Genomic DNA, 26,051 nt, shown 5'->3' on the forward strand with positions numbered 1-26,051 from the left:
GCAATTATCTTTCAACATTTAAAAGGACGGGCTTTTATCCCTATTTTATCAAGCAGCGAATAAATATCCGGTGCATCAATTGTCCGTCCGGCGACAAGAGGAATTTTGGCACAGACTTTTGCATCATCCAACGCGTCATGATGGGTAAATGATATCTTAAAAAAATCACCGAGCGTGTTTAATTTATGATTAGTGAGTTCAGGCCATACTTTTCGTGAAATCTGCACCGTACAACATGTATCAAATTTTATTTTAGGTAAATGATACTGCCAGATACAAGAACGCATTACTCCCATATCAAAAGGGGCATTATGCGCCGTGACCATCCTATTTTCCATCATTTCCCGCAATCGCGGATAAATATCGGCAAAAGTAGGTGCGTCTGCCACCATCTCTGGTGTTATTCCATTTATCTCTATATTACCCGCCTCAAAATCCATAGAAGGCGGCTTTATTAATGTATTATAAGATGAAACCATGCGCCCGTTTTGTATATCGACTACTGCTACACTACATGCACTATTGCGCTCGCTGCTCGCAGTTTCAAAATCTATTGCCACAAAATTCATCATTTTTATCACTCCTGTCACTATAAATACAGAAACATTGTAACATTTTATTCATCAAACAGTTATTACTTTATCATAAATAGAGGCTGCCCGCAAAATAATTCTTGCAGGCAGCCTTTCGTTATCCAAACTGATATCTAATTCATTAAATGACGACGGTCATGCTTTCTTTTTTAAATATTCATCAATAGCCTGTGCCGCTTTTTTGCCTGCTCCCATAGCTAAAATAACCGTGGCAGCACCTGTAACAATATCGCCACCAGCAAATACACCAGCTTTTGTCGTAGCACCAGTTGCTTCGTCCGCTACAATATTACCGCGTTTATTCGTATGCATATCTGGCGTTGTTGACTGAACAAGAGGATTAGGTCCTTGGCCAATAGCTACAACAACGGTTTCTACGGGCAGTTCAAACTCTGAACCTTCAATAGGAATAGGACGGCGTCTTCCTGATGCATCTGGTTCACCCAGCTGCATTTTAATACAACGAAGTGCCTTTACATTGCCATTTTCATCACCGATAACTTCAACAGGATTATTAAGCAATTTAAAATCTATTCCTTCGTCCTTAGCATGATGAACTTCTTCTAAACGTGCCGGAAGTTCTTTTTCGCTTCGTCTATAAACTATATAGACATGTTCAGCACCCAAACGCAAAGAGGTACGCGCAGCATCCATCGCCACATTACCGCCGCCAACAACAGCAACTGTTTTACCTACTTTGAGCGGTGTATGGTATTCTGGGAATTTATACGCTTTCATCAAATTACAACGTGTCAAAAATTCATTTGCAGAATAAACCCCGTTCAAATTTTCCCCGGGGATATGCATAAAGCTCGGCAGCCCTGCTCCTGTAGATACAAACACTGCGGCAAAGCCTTCTTCCTGCATCAATTCATCAACAGTATATAATTTACCGATAACAGTATCCAGCCGTATTTCTACACCCAGCTTCTTCAAATTTGCAATTTCTACCTGCACTATTTTTTCTTTTGGCAAACGAAATTCAGGGATACCATAGGACAAAACGCCGCCTGCCTTATGCAGTGCTTCAAAGACAGTGACTTTATAACCTTTTTTCGCCAATTCACCGGCTGCTGATAAACCTGCCGGGCCTGAACCAACCACTGCTACTTTCTGTGTATCAGCAGCATATTTAATAGGTTTTATTTCATGCGGTTTCTTCAAATCATAATCTGCCGCAAAACGTTCCAAGCGTCCAATACCGACCGGTTCGCCCCTTACACCCATTACACAATACTTTTCGCACTGATTTTCCTGTGGGCAAACGCGTCCGCAAACAGCCGGCAACGCATTTGATTCTTTTATTATGCCAATAGCGTCCGCAAAATCCCCGCTTTTCACTTTCGCAATAAAGTTAGGGATCTTTACCTGTACAGGACAGCCCTGTACGCAACGTGGTTTAGGGCAATTCAAGCAACGACTGGCTTCAGCTATGGCAGTTTCTCTATCATAGCCGAGTGCCACTTCATTAAAATTATGCGCACGAACTTGTGGATCTTGTTCAGGCATTGCATGTTTTTTCATCACTAGTGCCATGATTAGAGTTCCCCCTTAACTGTAGACAACTTGCAAACGTGATCTGATTCTATTTTTTCCATATCTTTATACATCCGCTGGCGGGACATAAGCCCCTTAAAATCAACAAGATGTCCGTCAAATTCAGGCCCATCCACACAAGCAAATTTTATTTCATCGCCTACCTGTACACGACAGCCACCGCACATTCCAGTGCCATCTACCATGATAGGATTAAGACTTACCACTGTTTTTATTTTATACGGCCGCGTAGCTTCTACAACACTGCGCATCATAACCACTGGTCCAATAGCTATTACTTCATCAATTTTTTCGCCACGATCGATGATCTGCTGTAAGGCATTAGTAACAAATCCCTTAATGCCATATGAACCATCATCTGTTGTTACCAATACTTCATCGCTTACTGCGCGCATTTGCTTTTCCAGAATCAATATTTCTTTATTTTTCGCACCCATAATAGATATTACTTTGTTACCAACCTGATGCATACCTCTGGCAATAGGATATATTGGTGCCACACCTATACCGCCGCCAATACAGACAACAGTTCCCATACCTTTTTCAATATGCGTTTTTTTACCAAGCGGTGCGACTACGTCGAGAATATCGTCCCCTTCATTAAGCTGTCCAAGTACTTCTGTACCGGCGCCAACTTCCTGGAACACAATTGATACAGTTCCTTTTGCACGATCAAAATCAGCAATGGTCAACGGTATACGTTCGCCTTCTTCATCCGTGCGGACAATCAAAAATTGCCCAGGCTGTGCTTTTTTAGCAATTTGTGGTGCTTCAATATCATAAAGCCAAACTTTCGGTGAAAGTAGTTCTTTTTTTAATATCTTGTACATTCTCTTCCCTCTCCATCAAAACATATATATGAATATCCGATTTTACAGGATCGGCATAATCAGCACTTAATCAAGACTGTTTCTACCCTTCCTGTCCGAAAAATTACATTTAAAAATCATTTATTAAACTGCATAATATAATAATTTCTTCTAATTTACAAGCAGTTTTTTATAAAATCTATACATAGTAACTATATCATAAAGCCATTAAAGAATAATGCGTCTATTAGTTGCATAAAGTATCATTGAAATGAGACCTTTTATTATTATAGCGCAAATATATCATTTTGTGCACATAAATATACTGTTCATGTACTTTTCCAAATTTGTCTTTATAGGCATTATGTACATATTTCCGCCCGCTTTTTTCACAAATTCTTTTACTTTACAAGCAAAATCAATATTCCACTCTAATGTAGGTTCAAAATCCTTAGGAAATATAACATTGTTTTTTATCTTCCAATAGCTTACCGAGTTTTCCGATAAAACAGGTGAAATCCCCCAATACACATCCAGTCCATCAAGCAACTCCGCGTACATTTCCATATAGCGCAAATCAAAAAATGGTTGTGTAAAAAAACCTGCTGCCCCTGCTTGTAGTTTACGGCGTACCATATACATTTCCTGCCGCATACTCGACCTATACTGATCTATACCGGCAAATACCTCAACTTCGGGCATTTCCTGCTGAAATTTTCGTATAATATCCGTACTGATAGTAGGGTATACCTTCGTGGCCATACTTTGTGGCGGATCACCTGTTATCGCCAAAACCTTCCTTATCTTCCGCTTTTGTAAATATCCTTTCATGGGCAGTTCACGGGTCAAATCTATATCGAGAGCCCTGATGTGCGGCATAGTTTCAAAACCATATTCCTGCGCAATAGCAGCCCCTTCCCAACCATGAATAGCAAAACGCAGTAGTTCAGGAACATTTATTAAATCAATGGGAAAAGCTTTGTCTTTCATCAGCTGCAATTCCTCGCGCAAATCTTTTTCAGTGCGCGGTACAAGCTCAACAGAAATATTCATTGCCTACCTCCTGCATATTTTATAATATATTGTAACGAAATTTTTTCATTAAGTCCAATTCATTTTTCTGCTGGTTTATATAAAAAATATTACTCTACCTTACGTTCAACTTTTGTCGTAAATTGCTCCCGTAATTCAATTTTGTTATAATGAAATAAATAAATCTTTCGCTGAAATTATTTTATTATCCACTAATTTGAAGGGAGCTCCTATATAATGAATAAAGTTTATATTGTCGGTGCTGGTCCGGGCGATCCAGAACTGATTACTGTCAAGGGACAACGTCTTTTGCAATGCGCCGATGTTATCATCTACGCTGGCTCGCTGGTTAACCCTGCACTCCTTGATTACGCCAAGCCAGACTGCCAAATCTATAACAGTGCCTCTATGACCCTTGATGAAGTCATCCATACAATAGAAAAAGCTGTAAGCAAAAATCTTAACGTTGTCCGTCTACACACCGGCGATCCCGCCATATACGGCGCTATCCAAGAACAAATGGATGCCTTAAAAAAATTGGCAATTTCCTTTGAAGTAATCCCCGGAGTAAGCTCTTTTCTGGCTTCCGCGGCAGCCCTCAAACAGGAATACACCCTGCCGGAAATCTCCCAAACAGTGATTATCACGCGCAATGCTGGCCGTACACCTGTTCCTGAAAGAGAAAGTCTCAAAGCACTGGCCGCCCACAAGGCAACCATGTGCATTTTCTTGAGCGTACATATGCTTGATGAAGTGGTAAAAGAACTCACCACTGGCGGATATTCACCCGACACACCTATTGCCGTAGTCCAAAAAGCTTCCTGGCCGGAACAAAAAATTGTGCGTGGCCATTTAAACAACATTGCCGCAAAAGTAAAAGATCAATCAATAGACAGAACAGCAATGATCGTTGTCGGCAATTGTCTGGAAAGTGATTATGCGCTTTCCCGGCTCTATGCCCCAGAGTTCACGCATATGTACCGTAAAGGTACTAGTGCAAAGGATAAATAAAAACAAATGAGATATGCAATCATTGCCATCACTGCTAATGGTGCTCTCCTTGCAGAAAAACTGCACCGCCTTCTCAACGGGGACGGTACAGTTTATGGTAAAGCCAGTAAATATGATAAATCTCTTCCCTTCATCCCTTTTAATAGAATGAGTGAAATCATGCCGGAAGTATTTTCTCGTTATGACGCCATCATCTTTTTCTGTGCCACAGGTATTGTTGTGCGCATGATCGCTCCATATATAATAAAAAAAGATGTCGACCCTGCCATCATAGTTATTGATGAGCAAGGGCACCATGTCATCAGCCTGCTTTCAGGACACTTGGGCGGTGCCAATGCACTTACTAAAAATATAGCTTCATTACTCGGTGCCATTCCTGTAATAACAACAGCTACAGATGTCCGGGGGATAAAAGCACCAGACGATATAGCACGCGAGCTTGGTTTTTCTGTTTCACCGCTGGAAAATGTAAAAACTATTAATACTGCCTTACTATCAGGCCAATCCGTAAATTATTATATAGATAAAAACCTGCCACATAGCACATATTTTCTTACAATGCTCAAAGAGCGGGAAATAAATGCAGCTATACTCAATACGAACGAACTGGATGATTGCCCAAAACCTCTCGTCCTGCTCACAGCTAAGCCGATCAACCAAAAAGGTGTCCTTTGCTTTCTAAGGCACAGGCTCATTGCTGGTATTGGTTGTAGACGCGGCACAACACAACAGCAGATCGAAGCCTGTCTAAAAAAAGCATGTAGTTTCATAAATTACGATATAGACGAAGTTGTTCTTATCACCAGTACAGCAGTCAAAGCTGATGAAGAAGGAATTTTGCTCACAGCACGCAAATATGCCATTCCCGTCAAATTTTGGGATAATACAGCTCTGCAAGAAAGTATCATACGCTATGACCTGCATGAATCGGCCTTCGTAAAAAAACAAATAGGTGTCGGTAACGTCTGCGAAGCAGCAGCACTTACCGGGGGAAAAAGAAAACTAATATTAAACAAAACAAAATTTGAGAAAGTGACGGTAGCATTAGCATGGGAAAAATAACAGTCATTGGTATAGGTCCGGGCAGTCTCGACGACATGACACTGCGCGCCCATAAAGCCATAGAAAAAGCTGACACAATAGCCGGATACAATACATATATAAAATTAATTGAGCCTTTACTGGCAGGGAAAAAAATCATCGGTACAGGTATGATGCAAGAAATAGACCGCTGTACAATGGCTTTGGCCGAAGCTTGTAAAGGCCATGACGTAGCCGTAGTTTCCAGCGGCGATGCCGGAGTATATGGCATGGCCGGACTTGTACTGGAGCTTTTATTACAAAAACCAGCAGAAGAACGTCCGCAAGTGGCAATAATACCAGGGGTGAGTGCTGTAAATGCGGCAGCTGCCATTCTCGGTGCACCGCTTATGCATGATTTTGCCGTTATCAGCCTGAGTGATTTACTCACACCATGGGATTTAATAAAAAAGCGGGCTGCTTTCGCCGCCCAGGGAGACTTTGTCATCGCCCTTTATAATCCTAAAAGCCGTAAACGTGTTGAACACATTGAAGAAATACGTGAAATTCTCCTAAAATACAAACCCGCCAACACACCAGTCGGTATCGTACGCGGCGCAACACGCAACAATGAAAGCGTAGTCATTTCGGATTTGGCCAATTTCACTAAAGAAGAAATAGATATGTTTTCGTTAGTCATTATCGGCAATAGCAACACCTATAGCAAAAATAATTTGATGATAACACCACGGGGCTACAAATTATGATATTTCTGGCTGCAGGCACCCAAGACGGCAGACAGATCGCCCACTTACTTTTGCAAAACGGCTACAAAGTCACGGCTTCTGTCGTCAGCGATTATGGGAAAATATTGCTGAGCAAGCATCCGCAGCTTACCGTCATCGAACAAATGCTTGACGAAAATGCACTGCAAAATATTTTACAAAATGCCAAAATAAAAATATTTGTTGATGCCAGTCACCCTTATGCCGTAAACATCTCACAAACTGCCATGAAAGTATGCCGCAGGCTCGGTATTTATTACCTTCGTTATGAAAGACCTGCCACAGCTTTACCAAGTTATGCTAAACTATATGAAACCACTTCTTTTGAAGCTGCGGCCGCAAAAGCCTTTGCCTTAGGCAATAATGTCTTTTTGACCACCGGCAGCCGCCATCTGACTGAATTTACAACAGCAATGCATTCACCTGACCAAACACTTACCGTCAGAGTCCTACCCGCTGTAGAATCCATTCAGGCCTGTATCCATGCTGGAATTTTGCCCAAGCATATAATTGCCATGCAAGGCCCATTTTCCAAAGAATTAAACAAACTCATGTACATGCATACAGGTGCCGAAGTCGTAGTTATGAAAAACAGCGGCAAGCTTGGCGGTTCAGATACCAAGCTCTCTGCCGCAATAGATGCCGGCATCTCAGTTGTAGTTATCAGCAGACCCTGCCTAAAATACGATAACCTTATTACAGACAGCAGCCTGCTTATAGATAAAATAAAAGAAATAGGAGAAAAATGATTACACTAGGAATAGAATCCAGTTGCGATGAAACTTCTATAGCAATAATTGAAAATGACAGGAAAATACTTGCCAATATAATTTCCACCCAAATCCCCATCCACCAAAAATTTGGCGGCGTTGTGCCGGAAATAGCTTCGCGTAAACATATAGTCAACATCATGCCCGTGCTTGACGAAGCACTCAATAAAGCGCAGCTAAAGCTTTCAGCAATCGACCAGATAGCGGTAGCCTATGGGCCAGGTCTTGTAGGCGCTCTTTTGGTAGGTGTTTCAGCAGCTAAAGCTTTAGCTTTTTCGCTTGATGTTCCCCTTTTAGCAGTGAACCATCTTGAAGGCCATATTTTTGCCAACTTTTTATCACATCCCGACCTTGAACCGCCCTTTATCGCTCTTGTTGTTTCCGGCGGACATACAGCACTTGTCAATATGACCGATTATAATTCTTTTTCCATGATCGGCCAGACTCGTGATGATGCCGCAGGAGAAGCCTTTGACAAAGTAGCCCGTCTCCTCGGCCTTCCTTACCCAGGCGGCCCGCAAATAGACAAACTAGCAAAAACAGGAAATCCCCATGCTATAGATTTTCCTCATGCACTCATCAAAGAAAAAAACTATGAATTTAGCTTCAGCGGTTTAAAATCAGCCGTCATTAATTATATTCATACCGCTGACCAAAAGGGTCTTTCTATAAACAAAGCAGATGTCGCCGCTTCATTTCAGAAAACAGTCATCGACATTCTCGTCCACAAAACAATAATGGCCGCCCGTTCAACCGGTATGAAAACAATTGTATTGGCTGGCGGTGTTGCCGCAAACAGCCTTTTAGAACAAAAATTGACAGAAAAATGCCGGGAAAATGATCTTGCTTTCTATTTTCCCAGTAAAATCTTATGCACCGATAATGCCGCAATGATCGCCTGTCGCGGTTATTACCAGTCTCTCACCGGTAACTTTGCCGATATGAAATTAAATGCTGTTCCTTATCTGGAACTAAGTGATTCCCATCTATAGTTCACTAGTAAAAAAGACTATATAAGAAACGCTTAATTAAAAGTCAGAGAATATTGCCCCCTTTTTAGGCGAGGTATCACACTTGGCTTGATAATCTGTCATAAATATTTTTTATTTTTCTCTTTGTTCTCCTATGTTTAAATTATAGGGGAACTTTTTCTTTATCTTTACTCGGACAATGCTTGCTCTACTATTTTATAATAATTTTCCACTTGTATTTATTTTGTTTTTTCTACAAAAACAATTTAAGTTTTATTTTAAGATTGACCTTTACCTATCTTGCTGTTATTATTAAATATGAATTATATTCACATTTAACAACAGCATATGGGAGATAAATAACTTATGATTAGCGTCACAAAACTATTGTTTGCCACTGATTATTACGGAGACAGCCTCCGCTATACCAAAGATGCCCGCCATGCTAAAAATGGTGTGCATGAAGGAGCCGGTCCAGTCGTTGTATGGAACTGTACACGTACTTGCAATCTGAAATGCCGCCATTGTTATATGGATTCAGATGCAAAAAAATATAAAAATGAACTTACTACAGATGAAGCCCGTCATTTTATAGACGATTTGGCTGATTTTAAAGTTCCCGTATTATTATTTTCCGGAGGAGAGCCGTTAATCCGCCCGGATTTTTTTGAGCTTGCCGATTATGCCGCAAAAAAAGGCATTCGTCCCACGCTCTCCACTAACGGTACTCTTATAACCCGTGAATGCGCCCAAAGGATCAAGGATATCGGCGTAGGTTATGTCGGTATATCATTAGACGGCTTAAAAGCGGTCAATGACAAGTTCCGTGGCAAGGCTGGTGCATTTGCCGCTGCCATGCAGGGAATAGAAAACTGTGTTGCGGTAGACCAGCGTGTCGGCTTACGTTTTACAATAAACCAACATAATCTGCAAGAATTGGATCGCATCTTCGACTTTATTGAAGAAGAAAACATCAATCGTGTTTGCTTCTATCATCTTGTCTATTCTGGCAGAGGAACGCAAATGATGGATGAAGACGTTCTGCCCGAACAATCACGCAAAGCCATGGATATAATAATAAAAAGAACGCGCGATTTTGAAAGCCGCGGCTTAAAGAAAGAAATCCTCACTGTTGACAATCATTGCGACAGTGTCTATATGTATTTAAAAGCTGTCAAAGAAGGGAATACCGCCCTAGCCACACAAATTAAAAAATACGCCTTCTTCAACGGCGGCAACCGCTCCGGCATCGCTTTCGGCGAAGTTGACCCGATGGGCTATGTCCATCCTGATCAATTCACCCAATACTACACCTTTGGCAATGTACGTGAAAGGAAATTTGGGGATATCTGGCAGGATGTTTCCAACCCAATAATGGCTGGATTAAAAGACCGTAAGCCTCTGCTCAAAGGACGTTGCAGTAAATGTCTCTATCTTGATGTTTGCAACGGCAATTTCCGTACACGGGCAGAAGCAAGAAACGGCGACTTTTGGGAAGAAGATCCGTCCTGCTATCTAACAGATAGTGAAATTGGTATAAGCCGATAATATTAGGAGCATATATATGATAATTTCTTGGAATACAACAAATGCCTGCAACATGTATTGTGAACATTGCTATCGTGATGCCGGCTGCAAAGCTGATGAAGAACTTAATACAGCAGAGGCTAAAACACTTCTAACGCAAATCGCCAAAGCTGGTTTTAAAATAATGATTTTTTCTGGTGGAGAACCGCTGATGCGGTCTGATATTGTAGAACTTGTCGCCTATGCCACAAGACTTGGCTTGCGTTCAGTGTTCGGTACCAACGGTACGCTCATAACCGAAGAAATGGCAGTCAAACTAAAAGCTGCCGGAGCTATGGGAATGGGTATATCACTCGATTCAATGGACAAGGAAAAGCACAACAAATTTCGTAAATTTGCCGGTGCCTGGGAGGGTGCCGTACGTGGTATGCGCAATTGCCGCAAAGTTGGCCTACCCTTTCAAATCCACACTACTGTCATGGACTGGAACCAGCATGAGCTTGAAGCCATCACTGATTTTGCTGTGGAGGAAGGCGCTGTTGCACATCATTTCTTTTTCCTTGTTCCTACCGGACGCGCGAAAACTATCGAAACAGAATCACTGCGTGCCCATGCATATGAAGATGTTTTAACGCGTATTATGAAAAAACAGCAGCAAGTAGACATCGAGCTAAAACCTACCTGTGCTCCGCAATTTATCCGTATTGCTTCCCAGATGGGCGTAAAGACAAGATTTCGGCGTGGCTGCCTGGCAGGAAATGCCTATTGCATTATCAGCCCGCGTGGTAAAGTTCAACCGTGTGCCTACCTGAACATGGAATTAGGTGACGTGCGGAAAACACCTTTCGATGAAATCTGGAAAAACAGCGAAGTACTCAATAAGTTGCGTACTTTTGACTTCAAAGGCGGCTGCGGCAAATGCGAATACAAAAAAGCATGCGGCGGCTGCCGGGCAAGAGCAGCTTATTACCATGGTGGTGACTATATGGCAGAAGAGCCTTGGTGTCTTTATCGCGGAAGAGAAGGCCAATATTAATATAATACGCTGCGTCTAAATATTCCCCTGCACTGCAAAATATCGCAGCCGCAGGGGAATATTTTGTCATGACTTTCTTCCCTTCATCTTGTATATATATATTAATTATTGTTATAATAGCAGTTGGTATAGAAAAAGATATTTATTGGATTGTTAAAAGGAGTGTTTTCGATGGGAAATGCAAAAGTATACTTTACCGATATGCGTGTATACCCCGGTAAAGATAATTTGCTACAAAAGCTTAATAAACTTGTAGAAAAAGCTGGTATAGGCAGCATTGACTTCAACGGTAAATTTGCCGCCATAAAAATCCACTTTGGTGAGCTTGGCAACCTTTCCTTCCTTCGCCCCAACTATGCGAAAGTAATAGCTGATGCGGTCAAAAGGCATGGCGGTAAACCTTTCCTAACAGATTGCAACACACTTTATGTGGGCACCCGTAAAGATGCCCTTGAACATTTGGACACGGCTAATGTAAATGGCTTCAGTCCATTATCAACTGGCTGCCAGAATATCATAGCAGACGGGCTCAGAGGTACTGATGAAACTTATGTTCCTGTACCAAACGGTGAATATGTAAAGGAAGCTAAAATCGGCCATGCTTTAATGGATGCTGATATAATAATCTCTCTTACCCATTTTAAGGGGCATGAAATGACTGGTTTTGGCGGTGCTATAAAAAATATTGGCATGGGTGGTGGTTCCCGTGCTGGAAAAATGGAAATGCATTGTGACGGTAAACCGACAGTAAAAGAAGAAAAATGCATTGGCTGCGGTATGTGCAGGAAAACCTGTGCCCATAATGCACCTATAATCCAAAACAAAAAATGCCATATTGATGAAAACGCCTGTGTAGGCTGCGGCCGCTGTATAGGCACATGTCCTACCAACGCTATTATTCCTACTAACTGGAACGCAGGAAAAATGGTCAACCTCAAAATGGCAGAATATGCCTGTGCTATTTTGCATGACCGCCCCCAATTCCATGTCAGCCTTATCGTTGATGTTTCCCCGAACTGCGATTGCCACGCAGAAAATGATGCCGCAATCGTCCCCAACATAGGAATGCTTGCCTCTTTTGATCCCGTAGCAATAGACCAAGCTTGTGCAGACCTTGTAAACCAAGCACCGGTCATTGCAAATTCCACATTGGGCGAAAACATTAAACATGCCCCGCAAGAAACACAACAGCATGACCATTTCCACAACACCCATCCTGATACTGAATGGCAGTCATGTCTTGACCATTGTGAAAAACTCGGCATGGGTTCCCGCAAGTACGATTTGATAAAACTCTAATTAAATAAATACAAAAAAGAACAGCCTGACTGTTTACCAGCAAACAGCAGGCTGTTCTTTTTTGTATTACTCACTATTGCTCAATCAATGGGAACCATTTCCCGCACTCTGTCCTTAAACCTGACGCGTGTATTATAGCCAAATGACTTTGCATACGCTATGGCATCATCTATATATGCCCCGCAGTCTTCCGGTTTATGTGCATCAGAAGATGTTATAACAGGCAGATGATAACGCGCTGCGACCTTCATAAACTCAGGATATGGTGATATTTCCTTTATCGGATAACGATAATATGTTCCCGTATTGATATCCACAACCATATTGGCCTTTTGCATCGCTTCCGCGACACGGACCAAATAAGGTTCTACATCAAAATCAGGTAAAAATTTAAAAATACGAATATTAAATGGATGTCCCAAAATATCATATAAACCTGATGCACACAGCTTTTCCGCTTCTTCAGTATACCATTCATAAATATCCCGAAGATCATGCCGGTTCCATTCATCTTTTATCTGAGAAGAATCATATGCCCAGCCACGCAAAAAATGAACTGAACCTATTATATAATCAAATTTATATTGATCGAGAATAGCTTTTACTTTTTCCTGGTTTTGGAAATTACAAACCTCTATCCCCGTCTTTACCGGCAATCCTCTTCCTTTAAGCAAATTCATAAAATCTATATAATCACTCAATGGGCACTTAAATTTATTTGTTTTCAACCACTTTTTCTGAAACCTGCCTATGAAAGAATCATCACAAATAACATCTTCATAGTAAAGTTCCTTAAAATCGGTAAACCCATGTGTATGTTCCGAAATTCCAATCTCATCAATACCGCGTTTTTTGGCGCTGTCAAAAAATCCCTGCACCCAGCTCGGATCATATGAGCCATACTCAAAATGCATATGATAATCGATTTTCATATTTTCCGCCCCTTTTTCAATTTTTTGCTAGCATATCCCGAATTACCGTCAATACTCCGGCTTTACTATTAGCAGGTGCAATATGTTTGGCAATCTTTTTAAGCTCGGGAACAGCATTTTCCATAGCATAGCTTTCACCAACGGCTTTAAGCATTTCTCTGTCATTATAAAAATCACCGAAGGCCATACACTCTTCTGGTTTTATTCCCATTTTTCCTTGAAGCTTTTGAATAGCAACACCTTTATTAATCTGCTTAGGCATGAGGTCTACCCACATATCCGTAGCCATAACTACTTGGACATCATCTCCGTAAGGCAGAAGATACTTATAGGCATTTTCCCTGATATTTTTTCCCTTACAATCGCAAACAGAAATCTTTATAATAGGATCCTTTATAGAAGCAAAGCTGTCTATTAAAGTATGTCTGGTGTAATATTTGCCCATTTCAGCAAAAAAAGCTTCATCCTCTGCCGTTACATAACTGCCATTGCAAGTGCAGACTACTGTGTAGACATCTTTTAAGGATGTCGTCGCATCAATGAGCGTACTTGTCAATTTCGCAGGAAGACTAACATAAAATAAAAGATCATTTCCCTTTGACACCATAGTACCGTTTTCTGCAATAAAAAGCCAATCATCTTTATATTTAGAAAACTGTTTTACCAACGCATAATACTGACGGCCACTGGCAGGTGAAAAAATTATATTCCGCCTTTTTAATTCGTCCATTACTTCATCGAATCCTTGCGGCAGGTCACCGTTATCATCAAGCAATGTTCCATCCATATCAGAAATTATCCATTTTATCATTCGCCATTCTCCCCTGCTAAAATTAATTTCATTATAACATAATAAAACATCATTTATCAGTGATGCACTAATATAAAAATAAAAAATTACCTATTATTATGTTTTGACTTAAAATGAACCAAGAAATAGTGACAGTCAAAACATGATGTCAGAAGTCACTGGACAACAAAAAAAGCCTGCCCTCCGGCAGACCTAAAAGCCTTATTTTATATGGCGGAGAGGGTGGGATTCGAACCCACGGTACGTTGCCGTATCACTGGTTTTCAAGACCAGCTCCTTAAACCGCTCGGACACCTCTCCAGCGCAATGCTCTATTATTATATCAATTGGAAGATATATTGTCAAATTCCATATGATATTCATTAAAATATTGACTTATCATATTGCATAAGGTAATATTTTTAGTGGATGTTTATCATTTTAAAAAAAGAGGCGAAGATTATGGATGCAGACCATCCGCGAAGGTGTTTTTATACAATAAAATACTTGGAAGTATGCTCCATATATCTTTATGGTTTATGATACATACTTCCAACCTTGAAGGGAGCTTTTATCATAAATCATGCTTAAAATATATAAATCTTTGGAATCAGGGCCTTTAAAGGAATTAAATCTCAAAACGCTGGAAAAGGGAGCCTGGATCAACATCGTTTCTCCTACTCCTTATGAACTAAAAGTTGTCAGCAATCTGACAGAAGTTGAACCTGACTTTCTACGTTCAGCACTTGATGATGAAGAACGCTCACATATAGATGTTGAAGATAACTCTATTATGGTACTTACTAATTTACCTATTACCCGTGCACCGGAAGCATATGATACCTTGCCGTTGGCAATTATTTTAACCAGTGAATACATAATTACTGTTTGTCTGGAAGACACACATGTGATATCTGAATTCAACCAACATACCAGCAGTACCTTTCGCACTTTTAAAAAGACCCGCTTTTTATTGCAGATCTTATACAAATCCGCAACATATTATCTGCGGTATCTGCGACAAATAGATAAATTATCTGATGAAATAGAAATAAAGCTACGTGAGTCTTTACAAAATAGAGAAATATTACGTTTACTCGAATTGCAGAAAGGTCTTACTTATTTCAATGCATCATTGCGATCAAATGCAGCTGTCTTGGATAAACTCATGCGTATACGCCTAAACCACAGTGTACAGGGCATTATCAAAGTATATGAAGAAGATGAGGACCTACTTGAAGATGTAATCATCGAAAATAAACAGGCACGTGAAATGGGTGATATGTATAGCACCATATTATCACGCATGGCAGATACCTTTTCTTCCATTATGTCAAACAACCTTAACCTTGTAATGCGTTTCTTAACGGCTGTAACAATAATACTGGCTATTCCTACAGCCATATCTGGTTTTTTCGGAATGAACGTCGCCATCCCCTTTGCCGACAATCCTTTGGGGTTCCTATACGTATCTATACTGGCAATATTTTTAGCCGGTTGTTGTGCTATATTTTTATGGCGAAGGAACATGTTTTAGGTACTTATTCTTCCTATTTACCTGCAATAATACTTCTATAGATATAGTTGCAAAATTCAACTGTTATGATATAATGGGAGCAGAAAAATAGCCTTGACTATCTGTGCTTTTAGTAGGTTAGTTTGTAAAAATAACCGCTTAGTTTTGTAAGCTAAGGCGGTTATTTTTGTAAATAGAATCAATACAATAAACAATGTTAAACGTTATATTATTATGGTTTTGCTTGAAGGAGTTTTTTTCATGCCGACAATGACAGAATCTGCTCTAAAAAACGGCACCATCTACGGTGACAACGCCAATAAAGAATATATTTATATGCCGGCATCTGAAATAGGTATGGCAAAACCCTTATGTATTTTTGAACGGTCTGGAGAACGTTTTGATGTAAGTTTTTTAGATGCTTTGCACCTTGTGCATAAATTGAGTTTAAAACCAGTATCCCATCCAAAATTGGGCAAAAGTTCCTGTTGAAAGGGAGGATTTTATGAAAGCTATACCGTCCTCGGATTTTCTGAGAGAATTTACTATTTATGCTGAACAAGCAGCAGACGAAAATGAAGTATTTATTATTCAACGAGCCAACAGTAAAAATTTAGTGTTAATGTCAATGGATAAATATAATGAATATAATAAAAAACTTTTTTTATTAAAAAACAGGGATGAAACTAATGACACTGAAAAAAACAATGCATAGGGACTCCTGTGCAGAAATCAATACATCTAAGAATAACTGTTCCGAACCATATCTTCCCGCGCAAGCGGATGCTCCACATACACATGCCCATAAACATACACAGACGCATGCTGTCCTAAACCGTATGGCCCGTATCATTGGCCATATGACTGCGGTTCGTCGTATGGTTGAAAGCGAACGTGACTGTAGTGATGTTTTAATCCAGTTATCCGCTATCAACGCAGCTGTAACTAACGTTTCTAAGCTGATGCTGAAAGATCATCTGGAGCATTGTATTGTAGATGCGGCTAAGACAAATGATACTGAAACAATTGAAAAGCTAAAAAGTGCCATAGATAAATTCATAAAATAAATTTACTTTCCCATACGGCATCATTATTTTCATCTTACTGTTAATAATTATTGTCTACCGTGAAAGTTTTTTTATTTTTGGTCAACGTTGTTCATAGTTGAGTTGACTATTTTAACATACCCAGCTATACTGCTTACTATAAATAAATTCTATTTTAAGTAGTGTTTTGTACCATTTGAGGTAAACCTCATTATACATAATAGACTTAGCAGTATATTTCATTTTGGCTAAATATTATCCAGTGAAATATATTGCTAACTGTTCAACAAGTACTATATAGTCCTCTAATTATATTAGGCACAAACTTGCCCATGATTAAAAACAAATTAGAATATTTAAGCCTATTAGCGGCAAACATAAGCGGCGGTATTAGATACTATATGATAAGGCCGCTTCTTGGGCTGCGATTTTACAATTGTTTCTGGTATTTTTTACAATAACCTTGTAAAAAAACGTTGTTAACAAGTAAATTTTTTATAAAAAGCCAAAAAGTGGTGACGAAATGCCTAAAGCTTATTTAATAGGCGGCCTGCGTACTCCTATCGGTAAAAAGAATGGCCGCTTAAAAAATTTTCTGCCCGAAGAACTGGCTGCTATAGTTCTAAATGCTATCTTAAAAAAATATTCACTTATGCCAGAATGTGTAGATATTGTCCTTGCTGGTAATGTAACAGGCCCCGGAGGAAACCTTGCGCGAGTTTGTGTCCTAGAGGCTGGCTGGCCTTATTCAATCCCTGCACTAACACTTGATGCCCAATGCAGCTCTGGCCTTAACGCGATTGATATGGGTGCTGCTATGATAGAAGCCGGCCGTGCCCATATAGTCATTGCCGGTGGAGTCGAAAGTGCCTCTTTAGCTCCCAGCAAACGTCTTAATAGCAAAGATCCACGCTATAAAGGGCCTGATTTTTACTATGAACAAGCGCCCTTTTCCCCAGAATGGATAGGCAATCCAGATATAGGCAGCGCAGCAGAAACACTGGCTGCAGATTTAGGAATCTTGCGTCCACAAATGGACGAATTTGCTTTAAAAAGCCATGAAAAAGCATGCTCTGCCCAAGAAACAGGTGCCTTAGCAGAAATAATTTGTCCTATAGATATCAAGGGATATCTGTTCCAAAAGGACGAAGGCCCAAAAAAAAATATGAATATGAAACTATTGACCCGTCTAAAAAGCGCATTCGTCAAAGACGGTTGCATTACCGCTGGCAATTCCTGTCTCAAACATGATGGGGCAGCTTTTGTACTGCTCGCTTCAGAAACGGCCGCGCAAAAATACGGTCTTAAGGCACAAGCCTTTATTTCTCCCGCAATTATGCTAGGCTGTGACCCTAACAAATTTCCTTTGGGACCAATATATGCCATAAAGAAATTACTGGACAGCTATCAATTAACCTTGCAAAATATTGATGCTGTAGAAATAAATGAAGCCTTTGCCGTTCAGTTAATAGCTTGTTGCCGCCAACTTCACCTGCCTTTGGAAAAAGTGAACCAATTGGGCGGAGCAATAGCTTTTGGACATCCTTATGGTGCATCTGGTGCCATAAATCTACTGCACCTTTTACAAACCTTAAAGACACAGCAGGCAAAAACAGGTATCGTTTCCATCGGCGCAGTAGGTGGTCTTTCAACAGCAATGCTTCTGCAAAGGGTGTGATTATATGCTGATAACAGATCTACTTAAAAATCAACCGAAAGAAAAAATATGTTTTAGTTGTGCCAGCAAACAACTCACATATGGAGAACTGGACGCACAAAGCTCTGCAATGGCAAAGGCAGCTACATTTATAAAAAAAGGAGAAAAAATATTTCTCCAAAATAGTGACCCTTTGCAACTTATACTTTGTTTTTTGCCATCATTAAAGCAGGTGGCATATGTATTCTAGCCAGTAGTAAAATGCCCGAAAAGCTTACCGCTCGCTTGATGAAAAAATATGATATCTCCCAAAAAGTTTTCTTCAGTGATTTTCTGACAAGTACCTCGCACAAATGTCCCACCTTAAATCCTGAAAATATTTTTCTCGGCGCGATGAGTTCCGGTTCTTCTACGGGTATTCCCAAAATAATTTTTCGCGACCACCAAAGCTGGCTTGCTGCTTTTCCCTGGCAAAGTAAATTATTTCATATTAATAAAAACGATACGCTCTACCTTATTGGTGAGCTTTCCTACACAGCCAATCTAAATGCTTGTATACATGCCTTCTTTACTGGTGCTTCAGTGGTAATTGCCCCCAACAGACTACCCCAGACATGGCTAAAAGAGATCAATGCATATTCCATAAGTGCTTTATTTATGGTACCTGCCCACTACAGCATCCTTTTAAAAGCACTTAGTAAGCCCAATAACAACATCTCTTCGCTTGTCACAGGTGGTGCAAAGATAAACAAAACAACAGTCCAGCAACTGCACCATTATTTTCCCAATGCCTCCATCGTTGAATACTATGGCGCCAGTGAACTCGGCCATGTGAGCTATGCGGACATACACGATTTACTTACAAGACCACAAAGTACGGGAAAAATTTTCCCTGGCGTTAAAATAGAAATAACAGATGGCTTAGTCTGGGTTGAAAGCCCCTATTTAGTTCCTTCCAAAAGGCCAAAAGCCACTGCTGGAGACTTAGGTTCCCTTAGCACTGACGGTTATCTCACTCTTCGGGGCAGGAAAAATGGTACCGTTAATATAGGCGGTGTCAAAATACAACCTGAGCAAATAGAATACTGCCTTAAAGAACATCCACAGATAGACGATGCTGCCGTCTTTTCACTACCTGACCATCTACGTGGAGAAAAACTAATCGCAGCAATAGTTCGTAAAACAGATAACATCAAAACAAAAGATATTATTCATTTCTGTCGACAAAACACCGGGCATTATCCACAGAAAATATATTTTTTACCCAAATTGCCTTTAAATAATAGCGGTAAAGTAGATAAAAATTTACTGCGAAAAATAGTTATGGAGGCATCTTATGGAAACAATTGAAAAATTTTTACCGCAAAGAGCACCGTTCTTATTTGTTGATGAAATACTATCAACAGATAATGATCTTATTATTGGTAAAAAAAAATACGGCAGTGATTTTATCTTTTATGAAAAATGCGGCGAACATCTTTACGTTCCACCAACATTATTATTAGAGTCATTAATGCAGTGCGGTGGTGCAGGTGCTAAAATGCTTAACCCTACTAAAATTAACATCTTCGCAGTGTTCTCTATCACAAAAGTCAAGATAAGAACTCCTGTATATTTTTCAGACACAACTACTATGAAGATTACAACCCTTCATATGCACGGCCGTTATTTCCAACAAAAAGGATCATCTTTCTTAAATGGAAAACTTATATTGAGTGCTGTTTGGCAATGTATGGCAATAAAATAAAAACAGTCTATCATGTCCTCGCAACATGATAGACTGTTTTCTATTTCACACGGCACGTTATTATATAAACTGGATTCATGCCCATCATCATATCATAATCTCCTGCCCTCTTCAGACGACTAGACTGAATCAATACTGCTTCATATTCATACATGTCATTTTGCTTCATGTACTCAAGAACCATCGTAGCGGTTTGCAATGTTATTGCATTAGCCACTATTCGCCCGCCCGGATTAATGTGAGCCGTAATAACATCCAATATTTCTGGAAGATTACCACCGCTACCACCTATAAAAACAACATCATAATCATTTATATCATTAAGTGCATCTGGTGCAGTACCTTTAATTATAGAAATATTTTTATCAACATTGAATTTCTGGGCATTTTGTTTTATTAGCGAAACAGCTTCTGGATTCTTCTCTACAGCATATACATGTCCCTTTTCTGCCATAAGCGCCGCTTCAATGGAGAGAGAACCTGTCCCCGCACCTATGTCAAGAACAATGCTGCTTTCATTAATTTCAGCCTTACATAAAGTAATAATACGTATTTCCTCTTTTGTCATCGGCACATTGCCGCGAATAAACAATTCATCTTTAATTCCTGGTATATGCATCATCCAGCCACCACCATTATACAATGCCGTACAGCATCTCTCGCAGTAGCTTGCAAAAGGCTGACAGCAAGGATTTTTTCATCTGGGTACGAAAGTCGTTCACATATATATGCCTGCGTATTTTGCGGCCAGCCTGCGTCCAACAGTAGCATAGCTATCCGCTGTGAGTTATGTTCAGCATCTGTCAGCATACCTATTAGACGTCCCTTTTCATAAGCTAGCGACGCATAATCAGGCAGCCTGCCATGTAGGCTCATCAAATCCGCATTCTGCCAAGGTAGCCCAATGCGCGAAAAAGCTAACTGCATAGAACTTATCCCCGGAATTACCTTTAACCTGGACAATGCAAATTCATTGCGCAACGCCGGCAAAAGTGAATAATAACCTGGATCACCTGATACCATAACCACTACATCTTCCCGTAATGATTCTTCTCGTATAAAGGTGATTGCGGCCTGAATATCAGCTGTAATAGGTGCTGTTTTTTGTCCTTCTGTTGCATAATCAGCTAATGCACGTTTTCCCCCGACTAATACTTTAGCTTCATTGATCTTTTTCAAAGCAATCGGTAAAATATAATCCCTCGCTCCAGGACCAATACCGACAACTGTTATATTATGTTCCAATGTAATTTCCTGCCTATCTCTTTTGCATTTTCATCCATTCCCAAAATTTTCCCCTTTAGTGTTGCCATTATCGTCCCAACCTGCAATTTTTGAAAGACATGCTGCATCGCGCGACTACTTGCGCGCTTACACAAAAGCGGATAAAGTTTGTGCTCAAGATGATATTCTTCAACGACCTCCATAGCTGCTTCCGTCGTTATACAATCAAAAATTTTTTTTACTCCTTCTTTATCCATACCCAAAAGAGCTGAATAAGCTGCCATTGTTTCCAGCCTAGCATCAGAAATTTTACTATGCGTGTAAAAATTTCCCGCAGCGACCTTAACAAGCTTACCCAAATGCCCTAAAAGCAAAATACCAGCCAATTTTTTGTCTGCCGCATATTCTAGCATATAACCAATAAAATTACTGGTTTGGACAATAGCTTGCTGTGGTAAACCCAAATTAACGGCTATATTTTCACCTATTTTTCCTGGAACAAAAATCTGATTGGAAAAACCCGCTGCCAGTGCCACATCAATCTGCGGTGTCAAAGAATTTTTAAAGCCTTCTTCTGACATAGGCCTCACAATACCACTTGTCCCAATTACAGAGATACCTCCCTCAATGCCGAGTATTGGATTTAAGGTACGTTTAGCCAATTCCTTTCCTAGCGGTATAGCTATAGTAATATCACAGCCTTGTCCTGCTGGTAGCAACTCATGCACCACATTAGTCATCATTTTGCGTGGTCCCGGATTTATTGAAGGCTGGCCTACAGGTACCGACAATCCCGCCTTAGTGACTATACCAATGCCGTCACCGGCAAAAAATCGCACATTGCCGTTATTATTTAAGATTACTTTTGTAAAAACAGATACACCATGCGTTATGTCTGGATCATCACCTGCATCCTTAATAACTTCAGCCCATATTTCTCCCTTAGAAACTTTCACTTGTTTTATAGGAATATGCAGTTTTTCCCCACTTAAAGCATCTATTTCTACTTCTGTCGGCACAACTTTTTTCAACAAAAATAGAAGTGCTGCTTTTGTTCCAGCCGCAGCACAGGAACCAGTAGTATATCCACTTTTTAATTTTTTTATCATAACCTATTTATACCTTATATATTATTACTACATAATAAAATTATAGCTTATGTTTACATCAGGTGCAACACGGCCTCATTATCTGATTTCACTTATTCTTTCGTTTTGTGGATTCCTCCTCCGATTCATCCACATACAATGCTTCAATAATCTTTGAAAGCCTCCTCTTTTCTTTTTGTGTGACTTCCATGCCATTCAAAGTATAATTTTCTTCTTTTATGAAACTAATAAGTTCCCTTGGTTCTTCCTCACGTGTAGGATATATCTGGTCAAATCCACTCAAATATTCAGGAGTAGTGTGCAACGCACGGCAAATCTTTTCCAAAACTTCATAAGCTGGTCGGACATTTTTCAGTTCATATTTGCCGATAGTAGTTCTATTGACACCCACTATATCAGCTAATTTTTGTTGACTCATTTTTCTCTGCATCCTAAGTTTTTTTAATCTGCTTCCGAGCATATAATTCACCTCTCATCCAATTATAAGAGCTAATTTTTCTCTTGTATATGAGAATAAGTTCTCTATTAATGTTGACAATGAGAATTTTTATTATATAATGAACTTATGAGAAAATATTATCTATCGTATTTCAAGGAGTGAGAAAATGAACATCATTGAAGAAAAACGGTTAAGATTAGGCCTAACGCAAAAACAATTAGCAGATAAAATTGGTGTTGATCGTACAACAGTGGGTAAATGGGAATTAGGTATATCGATACCACGCATTGAAAAATTACTAATACTCGCTAAAACACTAGATTGTTCTATTGAAGATATATATTCTTGTCAAAAAGAAAGATTGCATACATAATTTATTCATTATAATAATTGTTCTAAATTTCTTATTAACAGAACTTGTTTGTTTATACCAAATAAATAATACTACTTTGTGCTGTAGGAAACGTTTCCTTATTATGGTATGAAAATTTAAAATTATATCTTTTATGCTAAAGATATAAGCTATTCCATATCTACTACAGTCGTAAAATATTTTGTAATATATAGAAATAATCGTCACTATATGCTATAATGATAGCTGTTGTTAACGCGCCCGTAGCTCAGTGGATAGAGCATCGGCCTCCGAAGCCGTGTGCGTGGGTCCGACTCCCACCGGGCGCACCAAAAAAGCATTAAATAAAAAATATATGATTTTCATCTTTAGCATTTAATAGGCTGTCCGTCTGGCTCGGTAATTTTCCGAGCGTATGACGGGCAGTTTTTATTTTCCCCAAAATAGTAATACCAGTTAATTTATACATTACCTTTCAGTGCTTTCAATACATCAAACATTTTATTTAAGTCATCATTTGATAATGTATCAAAATCATTTAACCTATTAATAATACGTCCAACTTCTTCATCTTTAAATGTAACTTTTTTATTAGCGTGAAAATGGTGCATAAAAAATGCTGATATCGTACCTGTCAGTGTACTTAAAAAACCTATCCCAATAATCATTAGAAAAACTGCTATTAATCGACCTCCCGTAGAATGCGGAGCAATATCGCCATAACCGACGGTAGTTGTTGTCACAAATGACCACCAAAGCGCATCACCTATGTCCATATCATCTATAAAAGAAATAGATATTGCTCCAATGAAGATTACACATAATGTAAACCATAAAATATGATCAAAATCATTCGTTTTAATCACTGCTTCAATACGTCCGTAAACTCTATTTAAATAGGCAAACGCTCTGAACATATAAAGTAGTCGAATAATTTTAATAGCCCTAAAGCCCTGAAATAAAGTACCAAAAGGTATAATAGCAATTAAATCTACAACGTTACTACGAATAAATAATATACGATTTTCAGCTATCGCCAATCTAACCATATAATCAATAAAGAACACCCACCATACCACATCTCCAAAATAATCAATAATATCTAAATCAATATCGGGTAACACCAATCTAGTTTCAAGGATCAATGTAAAAATCACTGAAACAGATAAAATAGCCATCATGATATTATATGCTAACATATACTTTGATAAGGATTTAATAAATCTTCGTAATTTGATAATCATTTTTAACACTCCATTTTTTCTTTATCAGTATTTATTCTGTTCTATTATATTACAATTCTTTTTAAAATGCCTTTTACAAATCACAATAGTAAATTTGACATTCAAATTTACCATCAGTATTCATACCTAAAAAGATTAAGGAATTTCTATTTTATATTATTCTAGAGTAAAAAAATAATGTTAGAATAAGCTTAAATCCTCACTTACCCCAACATTATTACAAGACTAAAAATAATTCCGACATTCAATGATGCAACACCTGTGCCCTAACATTAAAAATTGACACTTCTTATTTAATTTTATGAAAACGAAATTTGCCTATGTATTTTCTTTTAAGGCTTTTAAAACACTGAACATTTGATTCAAATCATCCGTAGATAGCGCATCAAAATTATTTAACTTATCAATAACACGTTCTATTTCTTCATCCTTATATGTAACTTTTTTGTTAGCACGAACATGATGTATGAAAAATGCGGATATGGTACCGGTTAATGTACTTAAAAAACCTATCCCAATAATCATTAAAAAAACTGCTATCAATCTGCCCCCTATCGAATGTGGTGCAATATCACCATAACCAACAGTGGCTGTTGTTACAAATGACCACCAAAGTGCATCTCCCATATCCAGTCCATCTACGAAAGAAATAGACACAGCTCCGATAAAAATTACGCCTAACGTAAACCATAAAATATGGTCAAAATCATTTGTTTTAATTATTGATATAATACGTTCATAAATTCTGTTCAAATATGCAAAAGCCTTAAAGATATAAAGCAATCTAATAATTTTAATAGCTCGTGATCCCTGAAATAATGTACCAAAAGATATAATAGCAATTAAATCTATAATATTCTTACGTATAAATAATAGACGATTTTTAGCTATTATTAACCTGACCATGTAATCAATACAGAAAATAGCCCATGCTAGATTTACAAAACAATCAATAACAGTTAATTCAAAGTCCGTTAATTCCAGTTTTGTTTCAATAACCAAGCCAAAAATTACTGAAATGGATAAAATAGCCATTACGATATCATATGCTAACATATATTTTGATAAAGACTTAATAAATTTTCGTAGTTTAGTAACCATTTTAAATGCTCCATTCTATAATCTAATATTATTATCCTATTTTATTTTATCCCATATGATCTTTCTATCATTTTCTAAAGTACAATAATAATTTAAACACAGCTAATATATTCTACACAACCTAAAAACCGGCAAGGATTCTCATCCATGCCGGTAAAATAAAATCAAAAAGACATTAAAAAACGTCTATGACAATAGATTAACTAAAATCATAGACGCTTCAAACTGGCAACAACCTATTCTCCCAGAGGGTCACCCCCCAAGTACCTTCAGCCTGTGGATGCTTAACTACTGTGTTCGGAATGGGAACAGGTGGATCCATCCAGGTATCGCCACCAGATGCTTTAACTCTTTGAGCCAAAGTCCGCAGTTTTACGCTCTCACGTTCACTGCCCTTCAACCAGAGTGTCTTGCACACTCAAAACTTCACAGAAGAAATCTCAGACCAAACATTTTTTTTCGATGATTTTAAGTTAAGCTCTCG

General features: G+C 38.9%; 29 protein-coding genes, 2 tRNA genes and 1 rRNA gene. 18 read left to right on the plus strand and 14 right to left on the minus strand.

The window, feature by feature from the left end; all coding sequences use genetic code 11:
* Nucleotides 1-11: 11 nt before the first annotated feature.
* The 4 genes from EDC37_RS10200 to EDC37_RS10215 all read right to left on the minus strand — a co-directional run bounded on the left by EDC37_RS10200 (nt 12) and on the right by EDC37_RS10215 (nt 4,012).
* Nucleotides 12-572 (minus strand): 3'-5' exonuclease, encoded by a 561-nt coding sequence (locus EDC37_RS10200; RefSeq protein ID WP_231040114.1) that lies wholly within the window; start codon nt 570-572, stop codon nt 12-14.
* A gap of 156 nt (nt 573-728) precedes the next feature.
* Nucleotides 729-2,129 carry an NADPH-dependent glutamate synthase gene (gene gltA, locus EDC37_RS10205; protein WP_132551002.1) on the minus strand — a complete coding sequence of 467 codons (1,401 nt, stop codon included), beginning with the start codon at nt 2,127-2,129 and terminating at the stop codon, nt 729-731.
* Nucleotides 2,130-2,131: 2 nt separating this feature from the next.
* Nucleotides 2,132-2,980, minus strand: coding sequence for a sulfide/dihydroorotate dehydrogenase-like FAD/NAD-binding protein (locus EDC37_RS10210; protein ID WP_132551004.1), 849 nt, complete (start codon nt 2,978-2,980; stop codon nt 2,132-2,134).
* Between the two features lie 282 nt (nt 2,981-3,262).
* Complete coding sequence (locus tag EDC37_RS10215; RefSeq protein ID WP_132551006.1) at nt 3,263-4,012, minus strand: methylenetetrahydrofolate reductase; 750 nt, start codon at nt 4,010-4,012, stop codon at nt 3,263-3,265.
* A gap of 216 nt (nt 4,013-4,228) precedes the next feature.
* On the opposite strand from EDC37_RS10215, the gene cobM reads away from it, so the two are divergent.
* From cobM to EDC37_RS10255, 8 genes are all read left to right on the plus strand, one after another.
* A complete protein-coding gene (gene cobM / locus EDC37_RS10220) occupies nt 4,229-5,002 on the plus strand; it encodes a precorrin-4 C(11)-methyltransferase (protein ID WP_132551008.1) in 774 nt (257 codons plus the stop codon).
* A gap of 6 nt (nt 5,003-5,008) precedes the next feature.
* A complete protein-coding gene (locus EDC37_RS10225) occupies nt 5,009-6,064 on the plus strand; it encodes a cobalt-precorrin 5A hydrolase (protein WP_132551010.1) in 1,056 nt (351 codons plus the stop codon).
* Complete coding sequence (gene cobJ, locus EDC37_RS10230) at nt 6,052-6,789, plus strand: precorrin-3B C(17)-methyltransferase (protein WP_132551012.1); 738 nt, start codon at nt 6,052-6,054, stop codon at nt 6,787-6,789. Before EDC37_RS10225 ends, cobJ begins: the two co-directional genes overlap by 13 nt.
* Nucleotides 6,786-7,556: a precorrin-6A reductase gene (cobK, locus tag EDC37_RS10235; RefSeq protein ID WP_132551014.1), complete on the plus strand. Its 771-nt coding sequence runs from the start codon at nt 6,786-6,788 to the stop codon at nt 7,554-7,556. The genes cobJ and cobK overlap by 4 nt, the downstream gene beginning before the upstream one ends.
* Nucleotides 7,553-8,569 carry a tRNA (adenosine(37)-N6)-threonylcarbamoyltransferase complex transferase subunit TsaD gene (gene tsaD, locus EDC37_RS10240; protein ID WP_132551016.1) on the plus strand — a complete coding sequence of 339 codons (1,017 nt, stop codon included), beginning with the start codon at nt 7,553-7,555 and terminating at the stop codon, nt 8,567-8,569. The genes cobK and tsaD overlap by 4 nt, the downstream gene beginning before the upstream one ends.
* A 345-nt stretch (nt 8,570-8,914) precedes the next feature.
* Nucleotides 8,915-10,096 (plus strand): putative heme d1 biosynthesis radical SAM protein NirJ1, encoded by a 1,182-nt coding sequence (gene nirJ1 / locus EDC37_RS10245; protein WP_132551018.1) that lies wholly within the window; start codon nt 8,915-8,917, stop codon nt 10,094-10,096.
* Nucleotides 10,097-10,112: 16 nt separating this feature from the next.
* The gene (nirJ2, locus tag EDC37_RS10250; RefSeq protein WP_132551020.1) at nt 10,113-11,111 is read left to right on the plus strand and encodes a putative heme d1 biosynthesis radical SAM protein NirJ2; all 999 of its coding nucleotides are present in this window, start codon (nt 10,113-10,115) and stop codon (nt 11,109-11,111) included.
* A gap of 171 nt (nt 11,112-11,282) precedes the next feature.
* Nucleotides 11,283-12,410, plus strand: a complete 1,128-nt coding sequence (locus EDC37_RS10255; RefSeq protein ID WP_132551022.1) for a DUF362 domain-containing protein — start codon at nt 11,283-11,285, stop codon at nt 12,408-12,410.
* A gap of 80 nt (nt 12,411-12,490) precedes the next feature.
* On the opposite strand, the gene EDC37_RS10260 is transcribed toward EDC37_RS10255, so the two are convergent.
* From EDC37_RS10260 to EDC37_RS10270, 3 genes are all read right to left on the minus strand, one after another.
* Nucleotides 12,491-13,342, minus strand: a complete 852-nt coding sequence (locus EDC37_RS10260; protein ID WP_132551024.1) for a PHP domain-containing protein — start codon at nt 13,340-13,342, stop codon at nt 12,491-12,493.
* A 16-nt stretch (nt 13,343-13,358) separates the two neighbouring features.
* Complete coding sequence (locus EDC37_RS10265) at nt 13,359-14,153, minus strand: HAD family hydrolase (RefSeq protein WP_132551026.1); 795 nt, start codon at nt 14,151-14,153, stop codon at nt 13,359-13,361.
* 211 nt (nt 14,154-14,364) lie between these two features.
* A tRNA-Ser gene (locus EDC37_RS10270) sits at nt 14,365-14,453 on the minus strand.
* 262 nt (nt 14,454-14,715) lie between these two features.
* On the opposite strand from EDC37_RS10270, the gene EDC37_RS10275 reads away from it, so the two are divergent.
* The 8 genes from EDC37_RS10275 (at nt 14,716) to EDC37_RS10310 (ending at nt 20,098) form a co-directional block, all read left to right on the plus strand.
* A complete protein-coding gene (locus tag EDC37_RS10275) occupies nt 14,716-15,669 on the plus strand; it encodes a magnesium transporter CorA family protein (protein ID WP_132551028.1) in 954 nt (317 codons plus the stop codon).
* A 240-nt stretch (nt 15,670-15,909) separates the two neighbouring features.
* Nucleotides 15,910-16,140 (plus strand): hypothetical protein, encoded by a 231-nt coding sequence (locus tag EDC37_RS10280; RefSeq protein ID WP_132551030.1) that lies wholly within the window; start codon nt 15,910-15,912, stop codon nt 16,138-16,140.
* 13 nt (nt 16,141-16,153) lie between these two features.
* Complete coding sequence (locus EDC37_RS10285; RefSeq protein WP_132551032.1) at nt 16,154-16,363, plus strand: type II toxin-antitoxin system Phd/YefM family antitoxin; 210 nt, start codon at nt 16,154-16,156, stop codon at nt 16,361-16,363.
* On the plus strand, nt 16,338-16,715 hold the full coding sequence (locus tag EDC37_RS10290; RefSeq protein WP_231040113.1) for a metal-sensing transcriptional repressor: 378 nt from the start codon (nt 16,338-16,340) through the stop codon (nt 16,713-16,715). Before EDC37_RS10285 ends, EDC37_RS10290 begins: the two co-directional genes overlap by 26 nt.
* Before the next feature lie 502 nt (nt 16,716-17,217).
* Entirely contained in the window at nt 17,218-18,372 is a 1,155-nt protein-coding gene (locus EDC37_RS10295; RefSeq protein WP_132551034.1) for a thiolase family protein, read from the plus strand.
* Nucleotides 18,373-18,376: 4 nt separating this feature from the next.
* On the plus strand, nt 18,377-18,601 hold the full coding sequence (locus tag EDC37_RS10300; RefSeq protein ID WP_132551036.1) for a hypothetical protein: 225 nt from the start codon (nt 18,377-18,379) through the stop codon (nt 18,599-18,601).
* An 11-nt stretch (nt 18,602-18,612) separates the two neighbouring features.
* Nucleotides 18,613-19,701, plus strand: a complete 1,089-nt coding sequence (locus EDC37_RS10305; protein ID WP_132551038.1) for an AMP-binding protein — start codon at nt 18,613-18,615, stop codon at nt 19,699-19,701.
* On the plus strand, nt 19,688-20,098 hold the full coding sequence (locus EDC37_RS10310) for a 3-hydroxyacyl-ACP dehydratase FabZ family protein (RefSeq protein ID WP_132551040.1): 411 nt from the start codon (nt 19,688-19,690) through the stop codon (nt 20,096-20,098). Before EDC37_RS10305 ends, EDC37_RS10310 begins: the two co-directional genes overlap by 14 nt.
* 40 nt (nt 20,099-20,138) lie before the next feature.
* On the opposite strand, the gene cbiT is transcribed toward EDC37_RS10310, so the two are convergent.
* The 4 genes from cbiT to EDC37_RS10330 all read right to left on the minus strand — a co-directional run bounded on the left by cbiT (nt 20,139) and on the right by EDC37_RS10330 (nt 22,891).
* Nucleotides 20,139-20,720: a precorrin-6Y C5,15-methyltransferase (decarboxylating) subunit CbiT gene (gene cbiT, locus EDC37_RS10315; protein ID WP_414153140.1), complete on the minus strand. Its 582-nt coding sequence runs from the start codon at nt 20,718-20,720 to the stop codon at nt 20,139-20,141.
* Nucleotides 20,717-21,343, minus strand: coding sequence for a precorrin-6y C5,15-methyltransferase (decarboxylating) subunit CbiE (gene cbiE, locus EDC37_RS10320; protein WP_132551042.1), 627 nt, complete (start codon nt 21,341-21,343; stop codon nt 20,717-20,719). The genes cbiT and cbiE overlap by 4 nt, the downstream gene beginning before the upstream one ends.
* On the minus strand, nt 21,328-22,431 hold the full coding sequence (gene cbiD / locus EDC37_RS10325) for a cobalt-precorrin-5B (C(1))-methyltransferase CbiD (RefSeq protein ID WP_132551044.1): 1,104 nt from the start codon (nt 22,429-22,431) through the stop codon (nt 21,328-21,330). Before cbiD ends, cbiE begins: the two co-directional genes overlap by 16 nt.
* An 88-nt stretch (nt 22,432-22,519) precedes the next feature.
* Nucleotides 22,520-22,891 carry a helix-turn-helix domain-containing protein gene (locus EDC37_RS10330; RefSeq protein WP_132551046.1) on the minus strand — a complete coding sequence of 124 codons (372 nt, stop codon included), beginning with the start codon at nt 22,889-22,891 and terminating at the stop codon, nt 22,520-22,522.
* 145 nt (nt 22,892-23,036) lie between these two features.
* On the opposite strand from EDC37_RS10330, the gene EDC37_RS10335 reads away from it, so the two are divergent.
* Together EDC37_RS10335 and EDC37_RS10340 are read left to right on the plus strand one after the other, a co-directional pair.
* Nucleotides 23,037-23,243 carry a helix-turn-helix transcriptional regulator gene (locus EDC37_RS10335; protein WP_132551048.1) on the plus strand — a complete coding sequence of 69 codons (207 nt, stop codon included), beginning with the start codon at nt 23,037-23,039 and terminating at the stop codon, nt 23,241-23,243.
* Nucleotides 23,244-23,479: 236 nt separating this feature from the next.
* Nucleotides 23,480-23,554: transfer RNA gene (locus tag EDC37_RS10340), tRNA-Arg, on the plus strand.
* Between the two features lie 129 nt (nt 23,555-23,683).
* Here the strand turns inward: EDC37_RS10340 and EDC37_RS10345 are convergent.
* The 3 genes from EDC37_RS10345 to rrf all read right to left on the minus strand — a co-directional run bounded on the left by EDC37_RS10345 (nt 23,684) and on the right by rrf (nt 25,907).
* Nucleotides 23,684-24,466 (minus strand): potassium channel family protein, encoded by a 783-nt coding sequence (locus EDC37_RS10345; RefSeq protein ID WP_132551050.1) that lies wholly within the window; start codon nt 24,464-24,466, stop codon nt 23,684-23,686.
* A 318-nt stretch (nt 24,467-24,784) separates the two neighbouring features.
* The gene (locus EDC37_RS10350; RefSeq protein ID WP_132551052.1) at nt 24,785-25,567 is read right to left on the minus strand and encodes a potassium channel family protein; all 783 of its coding nucleotides are present in this window, start codon (nt 25,565-25,567) and stop codon (nt 24,785-24,787) included.
* A gap of 223 nt (nt 25,568-25,790) precedes the next feature.
* Nucleotides 25,791-25,907 (minus strand): 5S ribosomal RNA (gene rrf, locus EDC37_RS10355).
* Nucleotides 25,908-26,051 lie beyond the last annotated feature (144 nt).

The organism is Pectinatus cerevisiiphilus, assembly GCF_004341685.1.
In the GTDB taxonomy this organism is placed as follows: Bacteria; Bacillota; Negativicutes; order Selenomonadales; family Selenomonadaceae; genus Pectinatus; species Pectinatus cerevisiiphilus.